At 61.4% G+C, this 24,710-nt stretch carries 19 protein-coding genes; 17 read left to right on the top strand and 2 right to left on the bottom strand.

The window, feature by feature from the left end; translation table 11 throughout:
* The first annotated feature begins 35 nt into the window (after window positions 1-35).
* The 4 genes from O9K64_RS00545 (at window position 36) to O9K64_RS00530 (ending at window position 6,477) form a co-directional block, all read left to right on the top strand.
* A complete protein-coding gene (locus O9K64_RS00545) occupies window positions 36-764 on the top strand; it encodes a PolC-type DNA polymerase III (protein ID WP_260294792.1) in 729 nt (242 codons plus the stop codon).
* A 122-nt stretch (window positions 765-886) separates the two neighbouring features.
* The gene (gene acs / locus O9K64_RS00540) at window positions 887-2,827 is read left to right on the top strand and encodes an acetate--CoA ligase (RefSeq protein WP_275096113.1); all 1,941 of its coding nucleotides are present in this window, start codon (window positions 887-889) and stop codon (window positions 2,825-2,827) included.
* 203 nt (window positions 2,828-3,030) lie between these two features.
* Window positions 3,031-5,367, top strand: a complete 2,337-nt coding sequence (locus tag O9K64_RS00535; RefSeq protein WP_275096112.1) for an alpha/beta fold hydrolase — start codon at window positions 3,031-3,033, stop codon at window positions 5,365-5,367.
* Between the two features lie 291 nt (window positions 5,368-5,658).
* A complete protein-coding gene (locus O9K64_RS00530; protein WP_275096111.1) occupies window positions 5,659-6,477 on the top strand; it encodes an NYN domain-containing protein in 819 nt (272 codons plus the stop codon).
* A 165-nt stretch (window positions 6,478-6,642) separates the two neighbouring features.
* On the opposite strand, the gene O9K64_RS00525 is transcribed toward O9K64_RS00530, so the two are convergent.
* Complete coding sequence (locus O9K64_RS00525) at window positions 6,643-7,215, bottom strand: NUDIX hydrolase (RefSeq protein WP_275096110.1); 573 nt, start codon at window positions 7,213-7,215, stop codon at window positions 6,643-6,645.
* 96 nt (window positions 7,216-7,311) lie between these two features.
* Here O9K64_RS00525 and O9K64_RS00520 point away from each other — a divergent pair, with 96 nt between their 5' ends.
* The 12 genes from O9K64_RS00520 (at window position 7,312) to O9K64_RS00465 (ending at window position 23,024) form a co-directional block, all read left to right on the top strand.
* Window positions 7,312-7,830 carry a SixA phosphatase family protein gene (locus O9K64_RS00520; protein ID WP_275096109.1) on the top strand — a complete coding sequence of 173 codons (519 nt, stop codon included), beginning with the start codon at window positions 7,312-7,314 and terminating at the stop codon, window positions 7,828-7,830.
* A 347-nt stretch (window positions 7,831-8,177) separates the two neighbouring features.
* Entirely contained in the window at window positions 8,178-9,698 is a 1,521-nt protein-coding gene (gene ppx, locus O9K64_RS00515) for an exopolyphosphatase (protein WP_275096108.1), read from the top strand.
* Between the two features lie 481 nt (window positions 9,699-10,179).
* On the top strand, window positions 10,180-10,722 hold the full coding sequence (locus tag O9K64_RS00510; RefSeq protein ID WP_275096107.1) for a LemA family protein: 543 nt from the start codon (window positions 10,180-10,182) through the stop codon (window positions 10,720-10,722).
* On the top strand, window positions 10,722-12,641 hold the full coding sequence (locus tag O9K64_RS00505; RefSeq protein WP_275096106.1) for a DUF2207 domain-containing protein: 1,920 nt from the start codon (window positions 10,722-10,724) through the stop codon (window positions 12,639-12,641). The genes O9K64_RS00510 and O9K64_RS00505 overlap by 1 nt, the downstream gene beginning before the upstream one ends.
* A 158-nt stretch (window positions 12,642-12,799) precedes the next feature.
* On the top strand, window positions 12,800-14,272 hold the full coding sequence (locus tag O9K64_RS00500) for a helicase HerA-like domain-containing protein (RefSeq protein WP_275096105.1): 1,473 nt from the start codon (window positions 12,800-12,802) through the stop codon (window positions 14,270-14,272).
* Between the two features lie 339 nt (window positions 14,273-14,611).
* Window positions 14,612-15,679, top strand: a complete 1,068-nt coding sequence (locus tag O9K64_RS00495; protein WP_275096104.1) for a Fic family protein — start codon at window positions 14,612-14,614, stop codon at window positions 15,677-15,679.
* A gap of 21 nt (window positions 15,680-15,700) precedes the next feature.
* A complete protein-coding gene (locus O9K64_RS00490; RefSeq protein WP_275096103.1) occupies window positions 15,701-17,326 on the top strand; it encodes a site-specific DNA-methyltransferase in 1,626 nt (541 codons plus the stop codon).
* A 2-nt stretch (window positions 17,327-17,328) separates the two neighbouring features.
* Window positions 17,329-17,853 carry an AAA family ATPase gene (locus O9K64_RS00485; protein WP_275096102.1) on the top strand — a complete coding sequence of 175 codons (525 nt, stop codon included), beginning with the start codon at window positions 17,329-17,331 and terminating at the stop codon, window positions 17,851-17,853.
* A complete protein-coding gene (locus tag O9K64_RS00480) occupies window positions 17,850-18,065 on the top strand; it encodes a hypothetical protein (protein ID WP_275096101.1) in 216 nt (71 codons plus the stop codon). The genes O9K64_RS00485 and O9K64_RS00480 overlap by 4 nt, the downstream gene beginning before the upstream one ends.
* Window positions 18,065-20,785, top strand: a complete 2,721-nt coding sequence (locus O9K64_RS00475) for a DEAD/DEAH box helicase (RefSeq protein ID WP_275096100.1) — start codon at window positions 18,065-18,067, stop codon at window positions 20,783-20,785. Before O9K64_RS00480 ends, O9K64_RS00475 begins: the two co-directional genes overlap by 1 nt.
* Before the next feature lie 453 nt (window positions 20,786-21,238).
* Complete coding sequence (locus O9K64_RS00470; RefSeq protein ID WP_275096099.1) at window positions 21,239-21,871, top strand: tellurite resistance TerB family protein; 633 nt, start codon at window positions 21,239-21,241, stop codon at window positions 21,869-21,871.
* Between the two features lie 235 nt (window positions 21,872-22,106).
* Window positions 22,107-23,024 (top strand): AEC family transporter, encoded by a 918-nt coding sequence (locus O9K64_RS00465; protein ID WP_275096098.1) that lies wholly within the window; start codon window positions 22,107-22,109, stop codon window positions 23,022-23,024.
* A 171-nt stretch (window positions 23,025-23,195) separates the two neighbouring features.
* Here the strand turns inward: O9K64_RS00465 and O9K64_RS00460 are convergent, their stop codons facing one another.
* On the bottom strand, window positions 23,196-24,230 hold the full coding sequence (locus O9K64_RS00460; RefSeq protein ID WP_275096097.1) for a cytochrome-c peroxidase: 1,035 nt from the start codon (window positions 24,228-24,230) through the stop codon (window positions 23,196-23,198).
* A gap of 271 nt (window positions 24,231-24,501) precedes the next feature.
* On the opposite strand from O9K64_RS00460, the gene O9K64_RS23720 reads away from it, so the two are divergent.
* Window positions 24,502-24,663: a helix-turn-helix domain-containing protein gene (locus O9K64_RS23720; RefSeq protein ID WP_420493142.1), complete on the top strand. Its 162-nt coding sequence runs from the start codon at window positions 24,502-24,504 to the stop codon at window positions 24,661-24,663.
* Window positions 24,664-24,710 lie beyond the last annotated feature (47 nt).

Below are 24,710 nucleotides of genomic sequence, written 5' to 3'. Positions count from 1 at the left end.
GATTGGAGTGATCGGACGGCAGCGGCAACAAGCATATGGCAAGTGAACAACTCGGCGAGTTATTCGGCAGGATACATGCGGGATTCCGGCGCACCCTGAGCAAGGGGGCGCTGCTGGCCGATCCCGGGATGCTGGCGCTGCACCGGCGCCTGCTGTCGATCGATCCGAAACGGCTGGTCACCCGGCCGCTGGCGGAGACCCGGTTTGTGGTGGTGGATACCGAGACCACCGGGCTGCAGGCCTACGCCGGTGACGAGATCTGTTCCATCGCCCTGATCGAGATGCAGGGTCTGGAACTGACCGGCCGGGAATTCAATACATTGATTTTTCCGGGGCGCAAGATTCCGGCCGAATCGACCCGCATCCACCGGCTGACCGACGCGGATGTGAAGGACGCGCCGCTGATCGAGGAGGTGATGCTGGAGATCGTGGATTTCATCGGCGAGAGCGTGCTGGTGGGACACCATGTGGGATTCGACATCCGCTTTCTGAACAAGATTCTGCAGCGCGAGCTGCTGTGTCATTTGAAACATCCATGGCTGGATACCATGCTACTCTACCTGGTCCATACCGGCCGGGTTGGACACTATACACTGGAAGAGGTGGCCGACTACGCCAGGGTGGAGGTACAGGGAAGACACACGGCGCGGGGTGACGCCATCACCGCCGCCGAGGTGTTCAGGCGAATCGCCGCGGTATTGACGGAATACAACAATCCGGTCGACCGGCTGATTCAACGGCAATACGAATTGGGACATTTTTAATATTTCCGATAAACGGATGATCCGTGGATCATCACCAGCAGTTCAGCAGTGCAACTACACTAAATTCAGAGAAACCGACCGAGCTATCGGTCCATGTAATTTTAAAGAGAAGGAGACACGCCATGTCCGATGAGAAAATCTATCCGGTAAGTGCTGAAACAGCCGCGCAAGCCCATATCGATGCAGCCAAGTACCAGGAGCTGTATCAGCGCTCTGTCGAAGACCCGGAAGGTTTCTGGGGCGACGCCGCTGACGAGTTCCTTACCTGGTTCCGCAAGTGGGACAAGGTGAGCGAGTGGGATTTCAATGAAGCCGGGATCAAATGGTTTCAGGGCGGCAAACTGAATGTCTCCTACAACTGTCTGGATCGCCACCTGGAGACCCGCGGGGATCAGACCGCCTTCATCTGGGAGAGCGACAATCCCGCCGAGGACAAAAAAATCACCTACCGCGAATTGCATACCGAGGTATGTAAATTCGCCAATGTGCTGAAAAGCCGCGGCGTCAAGAAGGGCGACCGGGTCTGTATCTACATGCCGATGATCCTGGAAGCGGCGGTGGCCATGCTGGCCTGTACCCGCATCGGCGCGGTGCACTCCATCGTCTTCGGCGGCTTCTCGCCCGACGCCCTCTCCAGCCGTATCCTCGACTCCGACTGCCAGACCCTGATCACCGCCGACGAATCGGTGCGTGGCGGCAAGCACGTCCCGCTCAAGAGCAATGCCGATATCGCCCTGGAAGATTGCCCCAACGTGCACACCTGCGTGGTGGTCAAGCGTACCGGCGGCAACATTGCCTGGACCGAAGGCCGCGATATCTACTATCACGACGCCATGGCCGACGCCTCGGCGGAGTGCGAGCCGGAGCCGATGGATGCGGAAGATCCGCTGTTCATCCTCTACACCTCGGGCTCCACCGGACAACCCAAGGGCGTGCTGCACACCACCGGCGGCTACCTGCTGTTCGCCGCCATGACCCACAAATACACCTTCGATTACAAAGAGGGCGAGGTCTACTGGTGTACCGCCGATGTCGGCTGGGTCACCGGCCACACCTATATCGTCTACGGACCGCTGACCAACGGTGCCATCAGCCTGATGTTCGAGGGCATCCCCACCTACCCGGATGCCGGCCGCTTCTGGGCAGTCTGCGAGAAACACAAGGTCAACATCTTCTACACCGCACCCACCGCCATCCGTGCCCTGATGCGGCTGGGCGAGGAGCCGGTGAAAAAGCACGACCTCTCCTCGCTGCGCCTGCTCGGCACCGTGGGTGAGCCGATCAATCCGGAAGCCTGGGAGTGGTACTACCGCGTGGTCGGCGGCGAGCGCTGCCCGATTGTCGACACCTGGTGGCAGACCGAAACCGGCGGCCATCTGATCACCCCGCTGCCCGGCGCCACCGACCTGAAACCCGGCTCCGCCTCCAAGCCGTTCTTCGGCGTGGTGCCCGCCATCGTGGACGCCACCACCGGGGAGACCCTGGAAGGCGAGTGCGAGGGCGCGCTGGTCCTGACCCGCCCCTGGCCCGGCATGATGCGTTCCGTTTACGGCGACCACCAGCGCTTCAAGGACACCTACTTCACCCAGTATCCCGGCAGCTATTTCACCGGTGACGGCGCACGCCGCGACAAGGACGGCTATTACTGGATCACCGGGCGTATCGACGACGTGCTGAACGTCTCCGGCCACCGCCTCGGCACCGCCGAGATCGAGTCGGCCCTGGTGCTGCACGAGAAAGTGGCCGAGGCTGCGGTGGTGGGCTATCCCCACGAGATCACCGGTCAGGGCATCTATGCCTATGTCACCCCGATGGCCGGCGTCGAACCGACCGATGAGTTGAAGGCCGAGCTGATCAAGCTGGTGCGTGACGAGATCGGGCCGATCGCCAAGATCAACCTGATCCAGTGGGCGCATGGCCTGCCCAAGACCCGCTCCGGCAAGATCATGCGCCGCATCCTGCGCAAGGTGGCCTGCAACGAGATCGACTCCCTGGGTGACACCTCCACCCTGGCCGATCCCGGCGTGGTGGATGATCTGATTGAGAACCGCGCCAACCAGTAACCGCGGCCTCTGTCAGCCAGCACGGGCGGTCCCGGTAACGGGGCCGCCTTTTTTGTGGCGCCAACCAGTCGATGCAGCGGCAGACACAACCCCCGCCAACGCCTATACTTTTGGCTATAAAACGCAGAATCAAATGCCTTGAACGGCTGCAGCAAATGCCTAGAGGCCCGACATTCAGGGCATCCGTATCAGGGGGAATCGGTTTGACGGATCGGCAGGACGAAGTAAAGATCAATATCTCCACCTACCAGTGGTCGATACGCTTCTTTTCCACTATCAAGCGTCTGTTGAGCGTCAATATCAAGATGCATCACGACCGCGGGCAGGTGGCCGAGGGCGAGATCTTCCTGTTCAACCATTTCGCCCGTTTCGAGACCTTCATCCCGCAGTATCTGATCTATCAGGAGACCGGCGCCTATTGCCGCTCCATCGCCGCCGCGGAGTTTTTCACCGGGGACGACACCCTGAGCAACTACCTGCGCAACGTCGGCGCCGTGCCCCACAACCACCCGCGCCTGATTGCCTATCTCGCCGAGGAGATCCTGCGCGGACACAAGGTGGTCATTTTCCCCGAAGGGGGCATGGTAAAGGACCGCCGGGTACAGGATAAACGGGGCGCCTACAGCATCTATTCGCGCTCCGCCCTGGAACGCAGAAAACACCACACCGGCGCGGCGGTGCTGTCGCTGGCGGTGGATATCCTCAAACAGTCGATCCAGCTCGCCTTTGAACAGGATAACCAGCCGCTGATCGAGCACTGGATGCACCGGCTGGAGATTGCCACGTCGCAGGCGCTGCTGGCGGCCGCGGAACGGCCCTCCACCATTGTGCCGGCCAATATCACCTTCTACCCGATGCGCGTCAGCGACAACCTCCTGCACAGCGTATTCGAGCTGGTCAATCGCGGCATCAGCCGCCGCCTCTCGGAAGAGTTGCTGATCGAGGGCAATATCCTGCTGAAGAATACGGATATGGACATCCACCTGGGGGATATCCTCTACAGCCACAAATACTGGAGCTGGTGGGTGCGGCCGATCGTCAAGCAGCTGATCCCGCAGCTGCAATCGCTGGACGAACTGCTGGACCGGCACGCGCCGCCGCGCGATTTCAAGCACCACCTGCTCAACAACCGGCTGCGCAAGAATGCCCTGCGGCTGCGCAACGACTACATGAAGGCGATCTACAACCAGGTGACCATCAACCTGAGCCACCTCGCCGCCCTGATCATCTATCAGCTGCTCGAAAACGGCCAACAGGCGGTCGACCGGGGGCAGTTCCATCGCATGCTCTATCTCGCCGTAAAGTCGGCACAGAAGCTGCCGAAGATCAATCTGCAACGCAGTCTCCGCGATGCCGGCAGTTATGGTGAGCTGATGTTCGGCCGCTGTGCCGGCCTCGACCAGTTCTTCCTCACCGCGGCACAGCTGGAACTGATCGAGCACGAGGGCGACCACTACCTGTTCATGCCCAAGCTGTGCAAGGAGCATGAATTTGATGAGATCCGGCTGGAGAACATGGTCGAGGTCTACGCCAACGAGGCGCGCCCGGTCGTCGGCCTGAACGAGATGATCGACGACGTCATCAACCGGGCCGCCAGCACCACCCCGCTAGAGCTTGCCGCCCATCTGTTTGATGACGAACGGGTCGCCTATCGCTGGGACAGGGCCAGCTTCTCCAAGCCACGGCATCAGGAGCTGAACAGCAAGGAGACTGCCACCCGGAGCGCCGAGCCGTTCCTGATTCTGCCGGAACAACCCAACCGCCTGGGTATTGTGCTGGTGCACGGTTTTCTCGCCTCGCCGGCCGAGGTGAAACCGTTTGCCGATAAACTGGGGCACCTGGGATATGCGGTCATCGGCCCACGTCTGAAGGGTCACGGCACCTCGCCCTGGGATCTGCGCGAGCGCAGCTGGAAGGAGTGGCTGGCGTCGGTCCAGCGGGCCTGCCACATCATGCGGCAGCACTGTGAGGATATCTGTCTGATCGGCTTCTCCACCGGTGGTGCCCTGTCACTGCTGCAGGCGGCCGAGCAGCCGGACGGGCTGGCCGGCGTGGTGGCCATCTCCGCGCCGATCAAGTTCCGCAACAAGAATATGATTTTCGTGCCCCTGGTGCATCATGCCAACCGGCTGGTGAGCTGGCTGCGCGCCTATGAGGGAATCATGCCGTTCCGCCCCAATGACACGGAACACCCCGACATCAATTACACCAGCATGCCGGTACACGCCCTGTTCGAGTTGCGTCTGATGGTCACCCAGCTGGTCAAGCGCCTGCCGGACGTGCACTGCCCGGCCCTGGTCATTCAGGGTGACGAGGATCCGGTGGTGGTGCCGGAGAGTGCCAACCGGGTGTATGAGAAGATCAGCAGCAAGCTGAAACGCCTCGAGTTCGTGCACTCCCAGCGGCACGGCATCCTGAATGAGAATATCGATAATACCCAGGGGATCATCATTCAGTATCTGAAGGCCCTGGAAGCGAACCTGACCACCCCCACGCAACAGGCGGCGCTGCCGGCGATTGAGCCGCCACTGCCGATCTGATGTAATGGGCCACTTCCGGTTGGATCATTTACCTATAGGGGTCGGAGTCGAATGGTACTTACTTAAGTCAATAACTTAAGTCAAGAATCACCGTCATCCCGGCGCAGGCCGGGATCCAGACTGCTTAATGGTGGCGGTATTCCTGGATTCCGGCCTGCGCCGGAGGAGTGGTGCAGGGATGCACCGGTTACGGACCTAAGGATGGAATGACGAAAATCCTGCGATTCGCTTTAAGTTAAGTGCCATTTGACTCCGACCCCTGTCTTGAAATTAAAAAAATGGATTCCGTACATGCTTAAAATCGGTGTTTTTGTTGACGCGGAAAACGTCAAATTCAATGGCGGTTATCAGTTGCGTTATGACATTCTGCGACGCTTCGCGGCGCGCGATAACGGCACCCTGCTGCGCCTGAACACCTATCTCGCCTTTGACCAGGAGCGTGCCCGGGAGGATGGCGAGTATGCGAAGAAATCCAACATCTACCAGCAGATGGTGCGGGACTACGGCTGGAAGATTATTGTCAAGCATGTCAAGCGCTATACCGACGAGGAAGGCAACATCACCACCAAGGCCAACGCCGACCTGGATCTGGCGGTGGACGCCATGTTGCAGGCGGAGAACCTGGACCTGATCCTGCTGGTCACCGGCGACGGCGACTTTCTCCAGGTGGTCACCGCGTTGCAGAATCGCGGCTGCCGGGTGGAACTGCTGGGTTTCAAGAACGTCTCCAAACAGCTGCAGCGTCAGGCCGACGCCTTCTATCGCGGCTACCTGATACCGGATCTGCTGCCGTTCTCCTACGAGCCGCGCAACGAGTGGGGCAAACCCGGCTCCTGCGTGCGCGGGGTCTGTACCAAATGGTTCCAGGACAAGGGCTACGGCTTCCTGCGCTTTATCCGCGACATCTCGCCTAATCTCTGGATTACCGATCCGCGCGACCCCCACTCGCCCTACGAGAGCGTATTCTGCCACATCAACGAACTGGCCGACGAGGTGACCCCGGATCTGCTGATGCACCGGGAGACCATTGTCGAGTTCTATCTCAAGGAGAGCGACGTGGATGACGGCCTGATCGCCACCAATGTGCGGCTGGTCTACGCGCCCAGCTAAGGACCCGTGCAAGAATAAGTTCCTGTATTCGGTCGCCCCTGGACCCCGCTGGCGGCGTTACACTTTTTGGCAAGGGAACAGCCATTGCCTGCAAAGCGTGCCTTGCCAGCGGGGCCCAGGAACGCCCTCGGTACTACGGAATTATTCTTGCGCGGATCCTAAGGGCTACTCGTGCAGGGTGGTGCGATAGCGTCGCCGCTCCCCCGGCAGGCGCTCGATCACCCCGGAGCGCAGCCGGAACGCGCCCCGGCGCTGGTCCTCGAAGTAGTATTTGAGGGTTTCGGAGACCACCTGGAAGGCCAGCTCGTCCCAGGGGATCTCCCGCTCCTCGAACAGCCGCACCTCCAGGCTCTCGTGGCCCGGCGAGAAATCGAGATCCAGCAGCGGTCCGCGGAACAGCATGTAGACCTGCGAGATATGGGGCAGGCTGAACAGCGTATAGAGCTGCTCCACCGCCACCCGGGCATTGGCCTCCTCCAGGGTCTCGCGCAACGCCCCCTGCTGGGTCGATTCACCGTTCTCCAGAAAACCGGCCGGCAGGGTCCAGTAGCCCTTTCGCGGCTCGATGGCACGGCGGCACAACAGCACCCGCCCCTCCCACTCGGGAATGCAACCGGTCACCACATTGGGGTTCTGGTAATGGATATGTCCGCAATGGCTGCAGACGTGACGCTCCCGGCTGTCGCCCTCCGGCACCCTGATTTCAATGTCGCTGCCGCACTGGCTGCAGTAATTCATGCTGTTGTCCGTTCGTAGTCTCAATGGTGTCATGCTTAAATAGTATATATTCTAACCTGTTTTCTCTGTGCAACCGGACTGACCGACTCAGCAGATATGAACATCATCATCATCCGACACGCCATCGCCGAGGACCGCGCCGTCTTCGCCGAACACAACACCGACGACAGCCTCCGCCCGCTGACAGCTAAAGGTATCAAGCGCATGGAACAGGCGCGCCAGGGACTGAAGCGACTGGAACCGGAAGCGGACTATATCTTCAGCAGTACCCTGACGCGGGCGGTACAGACCGCCGATCTGCTCGCCGAATGCTATCCCGAGGCGATCCGCAAGGCGATTCCCCAGCTGAATCCGGGCTCGGACCCGGCCAAGCTGACCAGCCTGCTCGCCGAACTGCCGACCCAGAGCACGATTCTCCTGATCGGCCACGAACCGGACCTGTCGGAACTCATCTCCTGGTGTACCAACGGCTCCCATTTCAACTTCCTGCAGCTCAAAAAAGGCGCCGCCTGCCTGCTGCAGTTCAAGGGCACCGCCAAGCCGGCCTCGGCCGAGATGATCTGGCTGCTGCCGCCCAGGCAGCTGCGCAGCCTGGGGCTGGAAACGTGCGCCTGACCCTACCGGCCCTGCAAAACACCCACAATCCCGTCGGGGCAACCCCCCGTGGTTGCCCGGGTGTTCACCGTGCCACCGACCCGGGCAGGCACGGGGGCCTGCCCCTACCCTCCCTTCAAAACACCCACAACCCCGTAGGGGCAACCCCCCGTGGTTGCCCGGGTGTTCACCGTGCCACCGACCCGGGCAGGCACGGGGGCCTGCCCCTACCCTCCCTTCAAAACACCCATAACCCCGTAGGGGCAACCCCCCGTGGTTGCCCGGGCGGACGCCGCCAAAACCGTGGTTTCAATCGCTCCGGCCCGGTGGTAGCATGCCGGTCCTGTTTGTCATAAAGCGCCGGACCCATGCTGCGTTATATTGCCAATATCGCCAACATCTCGGATACCGTCGCGGCGGTGGATCTCGGCTCCAACAGCTTCCACATGATCGTCGCCAAGGTCGACAACGGCAATTTCCAGGTGATCGACCGGCTGCGCGAGATGGTGCGCCTCGGCGCCGGCCTGCAGGAGAACAAGGAGCTCTCCCCGGAGACCGAGGCGCGCGCCCTGGACTGCCTGAAGCGCTTCGGCCAGCGCCTGAAATCCCTGCCCCACGGCAGCGTCCGCGCCGTCGGCACCAGTGCCCTGCGCCAGGTGCGCAACTCCGCCCGCTTCCTGGCCGAGGCCGAGGCGGTGCTGGGACACCCGATCGAGATCATCGCCGGCCGCGAGGAGGCGCGCCTGGTCTACCTCGGCGTGGCCCACGGGCTGGCCGCCGGCAACGAGCGCCGCCTGGTGATCGACATCGGCGGCGGCAGTACCGAACTGATCGTCGGCGACGGCTTCCAGTCACGGCGCACCGAAAGCATCCACATGGGCTGTGTCAACATGACCCGCTGGCACTTCAGCGACGGCAACCTCAGCGCCGAGGCGATGCGCTCGGCGGAACTGAACGGCGCGCTGGAGATGTTGCCGGTCAAGCATGAGTACCGCAGCGCCGGCTGGGAGGTGGCGGTTGGCGCCTCCGGCACCATCCGCGCCATCCACAAGGTGGTGCAGGCGGCGGGCTGGACCGGCGAGCAGGAGGGCATCACCTACCAGGCGCTGAAGAAACTGCGTAACGCACTGATCGACGCCGGGCATGTGGACAAGATCCAGCTGGAGGGACTCAGCAGCGAACGCCGGGCGGTATTCGCCGGCGGCGTGGCGGTGCTGCGTGCGGTGTTCAAGGCGCTGAACATCGAACAGCTCAAGGTCTCCGACAAGGCGCTGCGCGAGGGCCTGCTGTACGAGATGCTGGGCCGCACCCAGTACGAGGACGTGCGCGAGAGCACCGTGCGCGCCCTGTGCCGCCGCTACGACGTGGATGTGGAGCACGCCAGCCAAGTGGAGGCCACCGCCCGCGCCCTGTTCGACCAGGCGGCCGACAGCTGGCAACTGCGCGAGGGGGAGTACATCGACATGCTCTGCTGGGCCACCCGCTTGCACGAGATCGGCCTGACGGTCTCCCACAGCCAGTTCCACAAGCATGGTGCCTACCTGATCGCCAACTCCGATATGCAGGGATTTTCGCGCCAGGAGCAGCGGGTGCTCTCTGCCCTGATCCGCGGCCACCGGCGCAAATTCCCCTTCGACGTGTTCAACGAACTGCCCCAGGATATCTCCCTGGCCGCCCTGCGCCTGTGCATCCTGCTGCGCCTGTCGGTATTGCTGCACCGGGCGCGCTCCGCCGCCACCCAGGTGAAGGTGGCGATCGAGGTGGCCGAAAGCCGCCTGCAACTGACCTTCCCCGAGCACTGGCTCACCACCCACACCCTGCCCCACGCCGAACTGGAGCAGGAGGCCAGGCAGCTGGCCGGCCGCGGCTTCGAGCTGCGGTTCAGCTGATCAGAAAAACACCCACAACCCCGTAGGGGCAACCCCCCGTGGTTGCCCTTCTATTCACCGTGCCAGCGACCCGGGCAGGCACAAGGGCCTGCCCCTACGCACCTTTCCAAAAACATCCTCAATCCCGTAGGGGCAACCCCCCGTGGTTGCCCTTCTATTCACCGTGCCAACGACCCGGGCAGGCACAAGGGCCTGCCCCTACGCACCTTTCCAAAAACATCCTCAATCCCGTAGGGGCAACCCCCCGTGGTTGCCCTGCTGTTCACCGTGCCAGCGACCCGGGCAGGCACAGGGGCCTGCCCCTACGCACCTTTCCAAAAAAATTCACCATCCCGTAGGGGCAACCCCCCGTGGTTGCCCTCATGGTTTCGGTCTCACCAGCAAAGAAAAATTTGAAATCCCATCGGCGAGAACGCAAACTGGAACCGGTTGCCGGTTACACCGGGTAGCACAACGATAAAAACAGAGGAACTCGGGCGCAATGGAAATACTGCTGTTGCTACTGCTGCCGCTCATTGCCTGGGCCATCATCATCTACAACAAACTGGTGCGGGACAAAAACCGGGTACTGGCGGCCTGGAGCGATATCGACGTGCAGCTGAAACGGCGCCACGACCTGATCCCCAAACTGGTAGATGCGGTACAGGCCTACGCCCGCTACGAGCAGTCCACCCTGGACCACATCACCCACCTGCGCACGGCCGCCTCGGCCACCACCGCGCCGGCGGAACGGGGCCGGCTGGAGAGCGACCTCAATGAACAGCTGCGCTCCCTGCTGCTGCTGGCCGAGGCCTACCCCGACCTGAAGGCCGGCGCGCAGTATCTGGATCTGCTGCAACAGCTCAGCGACGTGGAGAACCACATCCAGTACGCGCGCCGCTATTACAACGGCGCGGTACGCAACCTGAACGTGCGCATCGACTCCTTTCCTGATCTGCTGATCGCCCGCACCTTCCGCTTCCACCCCGCCGCCTTCTTCGAGCTGGAGAGCGCGGTGGAGGTCGATCCACCGGAGATACGTTAGTGCCGAACCCTTTCAGACCCGTCACCCTGCTGTTGTTGCTGCTCCTCTCCACCCCCAGTATCGCCCAGGAGCGCATCCTCGACTACTTCAGCGACATCCAGGTGCAGCGCGACGGCAGCATGCTGGTGGAGGAGACCATCGAGGTACGGGCCGAAGGCAACAAGATCCGCCGCGGTATCTTCCGCGACTTTCCCACCGACTACAAAGACCGCCTCGGCAACCGCTACCGGGTGGGATTCGAACTGCTGGAGGTGCGCCGCGACGGCCGCAGCGAGCCCTACCGCAGCGAGGCCCAGGACAACGGCATGCGCATCTATGCCGGCAGCCAGAACGTCTACCTGAAGCCGGGGGTCTACCGTTACACCCTGCGCTACCGCACCAGCCGGCAGCTCGGCTTCTTCGCCGAGCATGACGAGCTCTACTGGAACGTCACCGGCAACGGCTGGGACTTCCCCATCGAGCGCGCCGGCGCCCGGGTCACCCTGCCACCCGAGGTTCCCACCGGTGCGATCCGGGTCGAGGGCTACACCGGCGCCCAGGGCGCCCGGGGGCAACAGTACAGCGCCCGGGTGGACGAGGACGGCAAGGCGCTGTTCGAAACCACCGCCCCGCTGCCGGTCCACCACGGGCTGACCCTGGTCACCAGTTGGCCCAAGGGCCATGTCACGGAACCGGACCGGCAGCAGCGCATCAGCTGGTTCCTGACCGACAACCAGGGCTTCCTGATCGCCGGCGGCGGCCTGCTGCTACTGCTGGCCTACTTCACGGCCATCTGGTATCGGGTGGGCCGCGACCCGGAACTGGGCGTGATCATCCCACTCTACACCCCGCCCAAGGGCTACTCCCCCGCCGCCATGCGCTTTATTCAGAAGATGGGCTACGACCACCAGACCTTCGGTGCGGCCGTGGTCAACATGGCGGTCAGCGGTTATCTCAAAATCAAGGAGGACAGGGCGGGCAAGTTCACCCTGGAGAAGACCGGCAAGTCGCCCACCCTGGCCCCCGGCGAGGGTGCCATCGCCAGCGCCCTGTTCGGTGGCCGCGACCACAAGATCAAGCTGCACCAAACCAATCACCGGAAAATCGCCAAGGCGCTGGAGGCGCACAAGGCGTCACTGAAGCGGGATTATGAAAAACGCTACTTCGTCCGTAACAGCGGCTTTATCGTACCGGGCCTGCTGATCACCCTGGCCCTGCTCGGGGTCGGTTTATGGAGTGTCGGCTCGGAAGAGAAACTGATGCTGGGCGGCTTCATGATGGTCTGGCTCTCCATCTGGAGCATCGCCGTGTTCAAGATGGTGGTCGGCATCTATCGGGCCTGGCGCGATGCGCTCGGCAGCGGCGTCGGCAGCTACGCCAAGGCGATCGGCGTCACCCTGTTCGCCCTGCCCTTCCTGGCCGGCGAGGTATTCGGCATCGGTATGCTCACCTTCGCCATCTCACTCCCCTTCACCCTGATGCTGCTGCTCGCCATCGCCATCAATGTGGCATTCTACGAGTGGCTCAAGGCGCCGACCCTGGCCGGCCAGCAACTGTTGCAGAAGGTCGAGGGCTTCAAGCAGTATCTCGGGGTGGCCGAACAGGACGAACTGAACTTCAAGCACCCGGTGGAGAAGACCCCGGCGCTGTTCGAGGCCTACCTTCCCTACGCCCTGGCACTGGGGGTCGAACAGCAGTGGGCGGAACGCTTCACCCAGGTGCTGGCCGGCGCCGGACAGGATGGCCACGCCTACCACCCCACCTGGTACAGCGGCCGGAGCTGGAACAGCCGCAACCTCAGCGGCTTCACCAGCGCCGTGGGCAGCGCCATGGGCTCGGCCATCTCCTCCTCTTCCAGCGCACCGGGCTCCTCCTCCGGCAGCGGCGGCGGGGGCTCCTCCGGTGGTGGCGGCGGCGGTGGCGGCGGGGGTGGCTGGTAGCCCTCTGCGCAGAATGCACACCTGTTCAATCGTAGGGGCAGGCCCCCGTGCCTGCCCGAGGCTGGCAACAGCCCGGTAGGGTGGGCACGTTTTTTTTGCCCACGCGGATGCCCGCTGGCCATCATGAATAATTTAAAGTCGGAGAAGGAATACCAACAATGGAACAGATGATCTACCTGGGTTGCAGTGACAAAGATGTCGGGCTGCTGCCCAACATGGCCAACCGCCACGGCCTGATCGCCGGCGCCACCGGTACCGGCAAGACCGTCACCCTGCAGGGGCTGGCCGAGTCCTTCAGCCGCCTCGGGGTACCGGTATTCCTGGCCGACGTGAAGGGTGACCTCTCCGGTCTCGGCCAGCCGGGCAAACCCCACCCGAAGATTCAGGAGCGACTGGAGCGGATGTCGCTGGATGAGTTCACCTTCCGCGGTTTCCCGGTCACCTTCTGGGACATCTACGGCCAGCAGGGCCACCCGGTGCGCACCACCATTTCGGAAATGGGACCGCTGCTGCTGGCCCGCCTGCTCAATCTCAACGACACCCAGCAGGGGGGGCTGGCACTGGTGTTCCGGGTTGCCGACGAAAACGGCTGGCTGCTGCTGGACATCAAGGACCTGCGCGCCATCCTGCAATTCGTGGCGGAGAACGCCGCCGAATTCCGCACCCTTTACGGCAACGTCTCCGCCGCCAGCGTCGGCGCCATCCAGCGCCGCCTGATCAGCCTGGAGGACCAGGGCGGCAGCCAACTGTTTGGTGAACCGGCCCTCAACCTGGCCGACCTGCTGCAGACCGACGAGAACGGATTGGGCGTCATAAACATCCTCGCCGCCGACCAGTTGATGAACGCCCCGCAACTCTACAGCACCTTCCTGTTCTGGCTGCTGTCGGAACTGTTTGAACAGCTGCCCGAGGTGGGCGACCGGGAAAAACCCAAACTGGTGCTGTTCTTCGACGAGGCGCACCTGCTGTTTGACGATGCCCCGGAAGCGCTGCTGGACAAGATCGAACAGGTGGTGCGACTGATCCGCTCCAAGGGGGTCGGGGTCTACTTCGTCACCCAGAATCCGCTGGATATCCCGGACACGGTCCTCGGCCAGCTCGGCAACCGCATCCAGCACGCCCTGCGCGCCTACACCGCCAAGGACCAGAAGGCACTGCGCGCCGCCGCCCAGACCTTCCGCGACAACCCGACCCTGGATACCGAACAGGTGATCAGCGAACTGGGCCTGGGCGAGGCGCTGGTCTCCACCCTGGACGCCAAGGGACGCCCCGGGATGGTCGAGCGTACCCTGATCCGCCCCCCGGAGAGCCAGATTGGCCCCATCACCAAACCCCTGCGCCAGACTATCATGTCCGGCTCGCTGGTCGCCGGCATCTACGAGCAAGCCGTGGACCGCCAATCCGCTCACGAAATACTCACTGAACGCGCCGCCAAGCAGGCCGAAACGCAACAGGCCGCCGAAGTGGAGCAGGCGCGGCAGAAGGAGTTGGCAAAGGCAGAAAAACGTAGCGGGAGTGGTCGCCAGACCGTGCTGGAATCCTTCTTTAAAAGTGCTGCCAGGTCCGTGGGCAGCACCATCGGCCGGCAGATTATTCGTGGGGTGTTGGGGTCGATTATGGGGAAGCGGTGATGGGGAGGCAGTAACAAGGTCGTAGGTTGGGGTGAGCCTGCGAACCCCAACATATGGCGCTGAACCATACCTCCTGATGTTGGGATTCGTTCCTCATCCCAACCTACGTGCTAATCCTGCCCTGTTAGAGGCTCATTCTCAGCAAAATCCCTGGCAAAATTGAAAACTGCCGACGCTCGTACCTCGCATGGCAATGTTCAATCGTTAGGCGACCCACACACCCATATTTCCCTATGGCGGACCCTAAACGGGGTAACCTGCTCTTTATTGGGGTAATAGAGTAGCTTAATACCCCGTTATGCAGTAGGATTACCCCATTTATTCAAACCGTGACGAGCCATGCACTCACTGTCGCCCGACTACCTTGCCGCGCTGCGCTTTGACGCCCAGCAACTGGCGACGCTGCGTGCCCTGGGGGAGTACCGGGGCAAACAGCGGCTGTACGTCGCCCAGTCCCCCGAAGTACTGAGCGATCTGCGACAAGTCGCGGCGGTCGAGTCGACCGAGTCGTCCAACCGTCTCGAAGGGGTGGTCGTCGCGGCGAGCCGGCTCAAATCGCTGGTCCTCAAGAACGCCACGCCCAAGAGCCGGTCCGAACAGGAGGTCGCCGGGTACCGCGATGCACTGGCACTGATTCACGAAAGTGGCGAACGGATGCCGTTCTCCGATGGCACGGTGCTCCAGCTGCACGGCATCCTCTACCGCTACATGCCGCAGCCGGGCGGACACTGGAAGGCGACCAACAACGATATCGTCGAACGGCACCCGGATGGGAGTTCACGTATCCGGTTCCGTCCGGTCGCCGCGCATCTCGCACCGATGGCAATGACCGACCTGATCGCACGCTATCGCGCCGCGCTGGACCAGCACCTGGCCGATCCGCTGGTGCTGGTGCCCCTGGCCATTCTCGACTTCCTGTGCATTCATCCGTTCCCGGACGGCAACGGACGCATGGCGCGGCTGCTCACCCTGCAACTGCTCTACCACTTCGATTACGCCGTGGGCCGCTTCATCAGCCTGGAGCGCATCTTCGAGGAATCGAAAGAGAGCTACTACGAAACGCTGGAAGCCAGCTCCCAGGGCTGGCACGAGGCCGCGCACGACATCGCGCCCTGGCTCGACTACTTTTGGGGCGCCCTGCTGTGCGCCTACAAGGAATTCGAGGAGCGGGTCGGCAGCCTCTCACACGGACGCGGGGCCAAGGGCGACCGGGTGCGCGCGGAGATCCTCAAACGCAACCTGCCCTTTTCCATCTCCGAGATCGAACAAGCCTGCCCCGGCGTCAGCCGCGACATGGTGCGGCTGGTACTGCGTGCGATGAAGAGCGAAGGATTGATCGCCCCCACGGGCAAGGGGCGAGGCGCCAAGTGGGTCGGCCTCGGCCAACGACCGCCAGCACAAGAATAGAAAAACCTAACGGGAACGCGAATGCCTACATTGAACTGGATCGGCAAAGAAGCCGTCGTCAAACACCACAAAGAAGTACCGTTCCGCCTGCTGGAGCCGGTGCCCGAGCTTTCCTGCGGCGCTGAGGATGCCGGGGAAGCCGGCAACCTGATCGTGCAGGGCGACAACCTGCACGCCCTCAAGGCCCTGCTGCCCCGCTACGCCGGGCAGGTGAAGTGCATCTACATCGACCCGCCCTACAACACCGGCAACGAGGGCTGGGTCTACAACGACAACGTCAACAGCCCGGAGATTCGCAAGTGGCTGGGCGAGGTGGTCGGCAAGGAAGGTGAAACGCTGGACCGGCATGACCGCTGGCTCTGCATGATGTACCCGCGCCTGGTGCTGCTGAAGCAGTTTCTGCGGGAGGATGGAGCGATCGTCATTTCGATAGATGACAACGAAGTGGCGACACTGCGGTTGCTGATGGATGAGATTTTTGGCGCAAAGAATTTTGTAGCAACAGTACTCTGGCAGAAAGTATATTCGCCCAAGAACTCAGCGCGCCACCTATCCGAGGACCACGACTACATCGTTATTTATGCGACGAAAGCTGATAACTGGAGGCCAAATTTAATTGGCCGCAATGAGTCACAAGATGCTGCGTATAAGAATCCAGACAATGATCCACGAGGCCCCTGGAAGACAAGCGATCTCTCAGCCCGGAACTATTATTCCGATGGAACCTACTCTCTCACAACGCCATCAGGGCGAGTTATTGGCGGCCCTCCAAAGGGACGCTATTGGACAATATCAAAGGAGCGTTTCAAAGAACTTGATAAAGACAATCGAATTTGGTGGGGAAAGAAACAGGATTCGATTCCACAATTCAAAAGATTCTTGACCGATGTGAAAGACGGCGTGGTTCCACAGACGATGTGGTTCTACAAAGATGTTGGCCATACGCAAGAGGCAAAGAAGGAGCTTCTCGAACTGGTCGACTTCGATACCTCTGACGACGTCTTCATCACCCCGAAGCCCACCCGTCTGATCCAACGCATCCTGCAGATCGCCACGGATAAGGACTCCATCGTTCTCGACAGCTTCGCAGGCTCCGGCACCACCGGCCATGCGGTTTTGAAGCAGAACACCCAGGACGGCGGAAACCGTCGTTTCATCCAGGTAGAGATGGACCCCGGCATTGCCAAGACCGTCACTGCTGGGCGCATGAAGCGCGTTGTTACCGGCTACACCAACACCAAGGGCACTGCCGTCGAGGGTCTCGGCAGTGGCTTCCAGTTCTGTCGCTTGTCAGCGGAACCGCTATTCGATGCCGAAGGCCAGATCCGCAGCGACGTGAGTTTTGCCCAGCTCGCCGAATTCGTCTGGTTTGCCGAAACCGGCACCGGTCTGTCGCCGGCAAAAAGAGACGAAACAGCCAGCCCCTTGGTCGGCGTGCACGAGGGCCGCGCGATTTACCTGCTCTACAACGGCATCCTCAAGGATAAATCCGTGGGCGGCGGCAATGTGCTCACCGGCCCGGTGTTCGATCTGCTGCCGAAATTCGCCGGGGCCAAGGTGATCTACGCCGCCGCCAACCGCATGGGGAGCCGTGCCGCCCGCGAGGGCATCACCTTCAAGCAGACCCCTTACGCGCTGGAGGTGTAGCGATGCACGACGACTTGAAAGTCATCATCATCGCCGGACCCAACGGGGCGGGCAAAACCACCTTTGCCCGCGAGTTCCTGCCCAACGAGGCGGGCTGCCCAATATTCGTCAATGCAGATCTGATCGCCGCCGGGCTTGCACCCTTTGCGCCGGCGCGCGCGGCGATTCAAGCGGGACGGCTGATGCTGCACGAACTGGCCCGGCATTTCGCAGCCAAAGAAAGTTTCGCCTTCGAAACCACCTTGTCAGGGCGCGGCTACCTGCACCATATCGACGAATGGCGGTCGGCAGGCTACCGGGTCAAGCTGATATTTCTGCAACTCGACAGCGTCGAGGCCGCTATCGCCCGTGTTGTTCAGCGGGTACGGCAAGGCGGTCACGACGTTCCCGAAGACGTCATCCGCCGCAGATTTGTTGCCGGACGAATGAACTTTGAACAGCTGTATGCGCCGCGGGTTGATGCGTGGGCGTTGTATGACAATGCGGGGCCAAGCCCGGTCCTGCTGGACTGGAGTGAGCAGCCATGAACAAACAGCCTATCGAAACGGCGCAGGACCAGGATTTGCGTTTGTCGCTACAGGCCATGCAGCGCGCGGCAAAACGTGCCCGTGAGATCGCTGCGCAAACCGGCACGGATATTGTCATCAGCCATCACGGCGTGATTGAGCAGATCAGCCCCGGGGCGGAGTCAACAGACTCCCAGGTGCACGAGCCGACCCCACCCTACGGTGATAAGTGATGACCACATTCGCGCCGAAAACCTACCAGCAGCATGTGCTCGACAGTATCGAGGCCTATTTCAGGTCCTGCCACGAGCTGCCCTCGCCCTCGATTGCCTTCACCGCCACCACCGAACGCCTGTGGGGGCGTGGCAACCCGTACCACCCGCTGTCAGGCTTTCCGGCTGACATGCCGTATTTCTGCCTGCGCGTGCCCACTGGCGGCGGCAAGACCTGGTTGGCGGCCAAGAGCGTGGCGCTGGTCAATACCCACCTGCTGCGCTGCGAGCACAGCGTGATTCTGTGGCTGGTGCCGAGCAAGCCGATCCGCGAGCAGACGCTGCGCGCCCTGCGCGACCGCCTGCACCCTTACCACACGGCGCTGCGCGAGGCCGGGCCGATCACGGTGATGGATCTGGATGAGGCCAAGAGCGTAACCCGCGCCACGCTGGATACCTCGACCACCATCATCGTCGCCACCCGGCAGGCGTTTCAGGTGGAGAACGAGGAGTCACGCAAGGTGTATCAGAGCAGCGGCGCGCTGATGCATCACTTCGACAATCTGTCGCCGACCCAGCGCGACATGCTGTTGAACGAGGGCGAAGGCGCGAATCGCACTACGCCCTGTTCGCTGGCCAATGTGCTGCGCCTGCGCAGGCCCTTTGTGGTTGTGGATGAGGCACACAACAGCCGCACCGAACTCGCCTTCGACATGCTGGCGCGCTTTCGCCCCAGCGGGGTAATGGAGCTGACCGCCACGCCCGATCTGGAGCGCACTCCCAGCAATGTGCTGCACAGTGTCTCCGCCGCCGAACTGAAGGCGGAGGAGATGATCAAGCTGCCGGTGGTACTGGAAACCGAGCCGAACTGGCAGCAATGCCTGGCGGACGCCATCGGTCGGCGCGATGCCCTGCACAAGCTGGCGGATGAGGAACGCCGGGCGGGCGCCGCCTACCTGCGGCCGCTGGTGCTGATTCAGTCGGAACCCCGCCGCACCGGGGTGGACAGGCTGGACTTTGAGCACGTGCGCAATGAGCTGATCACCAATCACGGCATTCCGGCCAGCGAGATCATCGTCGCCACCGGTGAAGAAAAGGGGCTGGAGCAAATCGACGTCGACTACAAACTGGGCATTGCCGACCCAACCTGTCCGGTGAAGTTCGTCATCACCCAGAAGGCGCTGGCCGAGGGCTGGGACTGCCCCTTCGCCTACATCCTGGTCAGCATGGCCTCGCTGTCATCCGCCACGGCCGTGGAGCAGTTGCTGGGCCGCGTGTTGCGGCAACCCGGCGCCAGCCATCGGCAGGCAAAGGCGCTGAATCAGTCTTATGCGTTCGTGGTGTCACGCAATTTTGCCGAGACGGCAGGCGCGCTGCGTGACCGTCTGGTGGCGGGTGCCGGCTTCGAGCGGCGCGAAGTAACCGAGTTCGTCACCGCCGCCAAGGCCGATCAAGCGCGGCTGGATCTGGAGGGGCACGCGGGGCGAGTCGTCGTTCGGCCGGTGGCGATCACCCTGTCGGAGAAACCCGACCTCAGGAGCATGCCCAAGCCGGTGCGCGACAAGGTGAGCTGGGATGGCAAGCTCAACACGCTGACCATCAGCACACCACTGACCGAGGATGAGGCTGAAGTTCTCAAGGCATCGGTCACTAGTGAAACCGCTGCGACGGCCATAATCGAGGCCGCCGAAATCAGCCGCACCACGGCTATCGAGTTTTTCCAGACGCCGGCTGAACTGGGCGAACGCTTTCGCGTGCCACAGCTCGCATTGCGCGTGCAGGGTCCCAATGATTCAGAACAGTTGCAACTGTTCGATGACCCGGAAGTGTTGGAGTACCCGTGGGACTTGTCGCCTTACGATGCCGCACCGACCAGCGACAACCTGACGGCCCTGGGTGCTGGTTTGAAGGTGTCGGAAGGTGGCGAGATCGATGTAGATGACGACAGCGGCAAGGTTGTGTCCCGCTTCCTACCTGATCTGCAACGCGATCTGGGTCTAGTCTATCAGCCCGAGAACTGGGATGAAGTGCGCATAGCCACTTGGCTGTGCCGCAATTTGCCGGAGCCATCTCTCACCCACGCCAGCAAGCAGGCCTTCGTGGCTGCGTGGCTGACCGAGTTGCTACGGCGGGATGGCTTCACTTTGGCCCGCGCCAACCTGCAGAAATTCCTGATCCGCAATCTGCTGGAAACGCGTATCCGGGAGCTGCGCAAGCAGGCGGTCAACAAGGCGTTCCAGCAAACGTTGTTTGGCGATGATGCTGCGTCACGCGTCGCCGTGACCGACCAGTACGCCTTCGAGTTCCACGCCCAGGCCTACGCGCCCAGCCGTGATTACGACGGACGTTTCGGATATTTCGACTTCCGCAAACATTTCTATGGCCGCATCGGTGATTTCGACAGCAAGGAGGAATTCGAGTGCGCCTGCTGGCTGGACATTCAGGCCCAGCAGGGGCGTATCCAGTTCTGGGTGCGAAATCTCGTCAGGCGCGAAGGCAGTTCTTTCTTCCTGCAAAAGGCCGATGGGCGGTTCTACCCTGACTTTTTGTGCCAACTACCCGGCACAACGGAAAACCCCGGGGCCGTCCTGGCCGTCGAGTACAAGGGTGCGGATCGCTGGAGCGCCGCTGAGGATGACCGGCTGATCGGCGGCCTCTGGGCGAACATGTCCGAGGGGCGCTGCCGTTTCGTGATGGTCAAGGATAAGCGGTGGGAATGGATTGAGGAGCATCTGAAATGAGGCCCCACTTGCAGACCAGAGATGGGTGGAACCGGACATGACCGATAAAACGCGCTATTTGTAAGTGTGTCGTGAGTGATGGCATGTCCCGCCTGACTTGGGGTCTGGACCGTCTTGGACGTACTGGGGCAGGTTCACTCACGGCGCTCCCACACCATTATGGTCTTAAGAGCTCAAGTTTCGGAGTTCATTTCACAAAGCCCGAATCGCTGAATTTGTAGGGTGAGGAGTGGTACAAGGATGTACCGTTTACGGACCTGAGAATGGAATAAGCATCAGCGCATCCACCATGAATCGGATGGCGGTGGATGCGCAAGCTCACCCCAACGGACCTGATCGAGTAAACCAAATCGTTCTTGCTCCGCAGGATCCGCCGCTCGTAAATATTCAGCCTCATTTCAGTCGTGCAAGTAATACTACGCTGTTTAAACTCATCCCTGAAAGGAGTTAAACATGGATACCCGAGGCTTACTCGATCAGCTACTTGGTGCCGGAAAGACGTTACTCAACGATAGCGGGGTCACCAACCCGGCCGGGGGGCTCTCCGATTACGGCAGGGGCGCGGCCACCGGCGGCCTGGTCGGCCTGCTGTTGGGCAGCAAGACAGGTCGCAAGCTGGCGACCTACGGCGGTCTAGCGGCCCTGGGGGCCATGGCCTGGCGCGCCTATAACCAGAATCGCTCCGCAGCATCCGACAGCACCCCGCCGGCCCCCGTGGCAAACGCCTCCACCGAGAGCCGCGCCGTGCTGCGTGCGGTTCTGGCCGCGGCGCGGGTTGACGGCCATATCGACGAACGGGAGCGGGTCCTGATCGATCAGGAGATCGCTCGCCATGACGGTGATGGGTCACTACGCACCTGGGTGGAGGCGGAACTGGAAACACCGCTCGACCCACAGACAATTGCAGCCGAGGTCGCGGGTGACGCCCTGCTGGCCAGCGAGGTCTATCTCGCTAGCGCACTGGTGATTGGGGAGGCCGGTTTTCTCGAACGTACCTATCTCGACCACCTGGCCGAACATCTTGGGCTGGGTGCCGATCTGAAACAGCGCCTGGAGCAGGAGGCCTTGGGTAATCAATCGAATTGACGCGCACGAATCGCGTACCTCGGGCGGCGCGTCCGTCAGGGTCCGTGAGTCCAGGCTGAATTCCGGGGCCGGTCACCCAAGTGTCAAAAACGACCGTCCCCGGGAGCCATGCCACAGCTTCAAAGAGCGGGCCAGCTGGAAACAGAACAACCTGTCCCGCCCAACTGGACGATCCGGCTAAAAACCGGAATAATCCACCCCCCCCCCGGCATAATCAACGAGTGACGATCGCCCGATGAGCGATATCGCAACGGCCTTGGCCCCTATCCTGGTCCTGATTCTTATCGGATACGGCCTAAAGCGGAGCCAATTTCTACCTGACGACGCCTGGTCCGGGATGGAGAAGCTGACCTACTTCATCCTCTTCCCCTCGCTGCTGATCCGCACGCTGGGCAATCAAAGTCTGGGTGGGGCGCCCTGGTCGGTCATGCTGCTGGTGGTAGTGGGGACTGTGCTCCTGGCCGCGGCACTCCTCATCGCCTGGCAACAACTTGGCGCGGCGGTGAATGGAGCAACCTTTACATCAATTTTCCAGGGTGGCGTGCGCTTCAACACCTACATCGCACTGGCCGTGGCCCAGGCCTTTTTGGGAGTAGACGGACTGGCAATGGCGGCAGTGTCAGCCGGTTTCATGATCGTCCTGATCAACCTGCTGTGCATCTCCGCCTTTGCCATCTGGGGGGTGCGCGCTCGCAAGGGATTGAGACCGATCATCCGTGATGTGATTGGCAATCCGTTGATTCTCGCCTGTGCCGTCGGCTGGTTTCTGAGCCTTAGCGGGATCGGGGTACCCGGTATTACAGAAGATATCCTGGAGATTATCGGCCGGGCTGCCCTGCCCTTCGGTCTGCTCGCCGTGGGGGCCGCCTTGAAACCGGAGGCGGTACGTGGACATATCGGCCCCATCCTGGTCTCCTCGGTGGTCCAGTTCGGGTTGAAGCCCGCCGCGGCGGCTTTGCTCATCGCCGTGACAGGCCTCTCCGGCATACCCGCTGGTGCCCTGGTTATCTGTCTCATGGTACCGACCGCCCCGTCGGCCTATATTCTGGCCCGGCAACTGGGCGGCGACACCCCCACCATGGCATCGATCATCACCTTCCAGACACTCCTGGCATTCCTGGTCATGCCGCTCATCGCGCTGCTGTTGCTGTAACCAGCCCCGCTTGCGGGTTCAACTGATCGCCCCGGTTGTACCGTTACCTGATCCGACAGGGGGCTGGCACAGGGACGTTTATTTGAGGCGACGACATGATCGGTAACCCGGTAACTCCCGCCCTTGAGCACCTCGCCGGTCAGGCGACCGGCGGCGTGCGGAGTCAATGCATTAGTCGAGCAGATCACCCGGGGTAGCGGGCAGACGTGGCATGGTCTGCTCCGGGAACTCTCCGTTCAGGCTATCCAGGAAAGCGACGATGTTCGCCACATCTTGATCGGGCAGGTCCTTGTTGAGCTGGCTCTTTGCCATCACCCTAACCGCTTCGTCCAGGCTTTTAACCGAGCCGGTGTGCATATAGGGCGCGGTATAAACCAGGTTGCGCAGGGTCGGCACGCGCCACAGGTTCTTGTCCTCGACTTTACCGGTGGCGGACATGCGCCCGGTATCGTTCATCAAGCCGTATTTGCTGACATAGTCGTTGTTGGTGAACACCGGGAATTTCTGATAAAAACCCTGTCCTGTGGGTAGTGTGGGCCCGTCAAAGTTGGCCCCTGAGTGGCAGGCGGTACAGCCCGTCGCCGCAAACGTCTCCATGCCGCGCAACTGCTGGACACTCATCGCCTTCTTGTCACCGCGCACATAGCGGTCGTAGGGACTGTTGGGCGTAATCAGTGTGCGTTCATAGGCGCCTATAGCCTTGGCGATATTATCGATATTGACGTTGTCACCCCCTCCGAAGGCCTTGTCGAAATAGCTCTTGTAACCTGGGATGCCGGCAATACGGGTGGAGACCGCATCCAGACCGGACATACCCATCTCGATGGGATTGGCGGGTGGCCCTTTGGCCTGATCCTCAAGGCTTGCTGCACGACCATCCCAGAATTGAACTGAATGGAAGACGGCGTTCCAGACGGTCGGGGCGTTGCGACCACCGGCCTGACCGTGTACACCGATAGAGGTGGTTCGATGATCATCCCCCCCCTCCATCACATTGTGACAGGAAAAACAGGAGACGGTCCCGTTGGAAGAGAGCCGGGGATCGAAAAAGAGCATCTTGCCCAACTCCACCTTTTCCGGTGTGGTCGGATTGTCCACCGGGGCGGGGGCGGTTTTTGGAAGTGCCTGCCATTGACCTTGGCCCATGGCAACGGCACTGGCGCTAAACAGCGCGCAGAATAATACTCGGCGCTTTAAGTTATCCATAGTTAAAGACTCCATTGCGTTAAATTAAACATTTAATGCAGGCCCAGCCGCAGGCAAGTGCGGACAGGGTGTTCCTTGCCCGGTGAATCTATCGCACCAAACTTAAATGAAGCTGAATTTCTGGATTTATCATTCCAATTCTTGCGGCAGTCGCGCTTTTTCCAAACCACTACCATGGGCCATGTAATGTTGTCTGAAAAGAGTGATACATGGATCACTCCACGGTGAATAAATAGATGGAGCGTTTCTCTCGATGGATTGAAGATCACAACTGGAACATATAGGCCAAGGATCTTCTGTTGCAGCCCCATGTCACCGGACCGAGGTCGCCTACCGGTTGGGATTCGATTATCCGCAATACTTTTCCCGGCTGTTCAAAAAGAAGATCGGCCTCAGCCCGAAGGCCTACCGGGATGAGAATTCCGTGCACTAGTACTACTTCAATTTGACAAAGTACTTTCGTAGGGTGGTCGAATACAA

The organism is Sedimenticola hydrogenitrophicus (genome assembly GCF_029017505.1).
Lineage (GTDB): Bacteria > Pseudomonadota > Gammaproteobacteria > Chromatiales > Chromatiaceae > Sedimenticola > Sedimenticola hydrogenitrophicus_A.
Note: the sequence above shows the minus strand (reverse complement) of the source record. Positions and strands in the feature narration are given on the sequence as shown.

Coding starts and splice junctions, on each gene's coding strand:
- O9K64_RS00545 (WP_260294792.1), top strand. CDS start 36: ATGGCAAGTGAACAACTCGGCGAGTTATTCGGCAGGATACATGCGGGA.
- acs (WP_275096113.1), top strand. CDS start 887: ATGTCCGATGAGAAAATCTATCCGGTAAGTGCTGAAACAGCCGCGCAA.
- O9K64_RS00530 (WP_275096111.1), top strand. CDS start 5,659: ATGCTTAAAATCGGTGTTTTTGTTGACGCGGAAAACGTCAAATTCAAT.
- O9K64_RS00525 (WP_275096110.1), bottom strand. CDS start 7,215: ATGAATTACTGCAGCCAGTGCGGCAGCGACATTGAAATCAGGGTGCCG.
- O9K64_RS00520 (WP_275096109.1), top strand. CDS start 7,312: ATGAACATCATCATCATCCGACACGCCATCGCCGAGGACCGCGCCGTC.
- ppx (WP_275096108.1), top strand. CDS start 8,178: ATGCTGCGTTATATTGCCAATATCGCCAACATCTCGGATACCGTCGCG.
- O9K64_RS00510 (WP_275096107.1), top strand. CDS start 10,180: ATGGAAATACTGCTGTTGCTACTGCTGCCGCTCATTGCCTGGGCCATC.
- O9K64_RS00500 (WP_275096105.1), top strand. CDS start 12,800: ATGGAACAGATGATCTACCTGGGTTGCAGTGACAAAGATGTCGGGCTG.
- O9K64_RS00495 (WP_275096104.1), top strand. CDS start 14,612: ATGCACTCACTGTCGCCCGACTACCTTGCCGCGCTGCGCTTTGACGCC.
- O9K64_RS00490 (WP_275096103.1), top strand. CDS start 15,701: ATGCCTACATTGAACTGGATCGGCAAAGAAGCCGTCGTCAAACACCAC.
- O9K64_RS00485 (WP_275096102.1), top strand. CDS start 17,329: ATGCACGACGACTTGAAAGTCATCATCATCGCCGGACCCAACGGGGCG.
- O9K64_RS00480 (WP_275096101.1), top strand. CDS start 17,850: ATGAACAAACAGCCTATCGAAACGGCGCAGGACCAGGATTTGCGTTTG.
- O9K64_RS00475 (WP_275096100.1), top strand. CDS start 18,065: ATGACCACATTCGCGCCGAAAACCTACCAGCAGCATGTGCTCGACAGT.
- O9K64_RS00470 (WP_275096099.1), top strand. CDS start 21,239: ATGGATACCCGAGGCTTACTCGATCAGCTACTTGGTGCCGGAAAGACG.
- O9K64_RS00465 (WP_275096098.1), top strand. CDS start 22,107: ATGAGCGATATCGCAACGGCCTTGGCCCCTATCCTGGTCCTGATTCTT.
- O9K64_RS00460 (WP_275096097.1), bottom strand. CDS start 24,230: ATGGATAACTTAAAGCGCCGAGTATTATTCTGCGCGCTGTTTAGCGCC.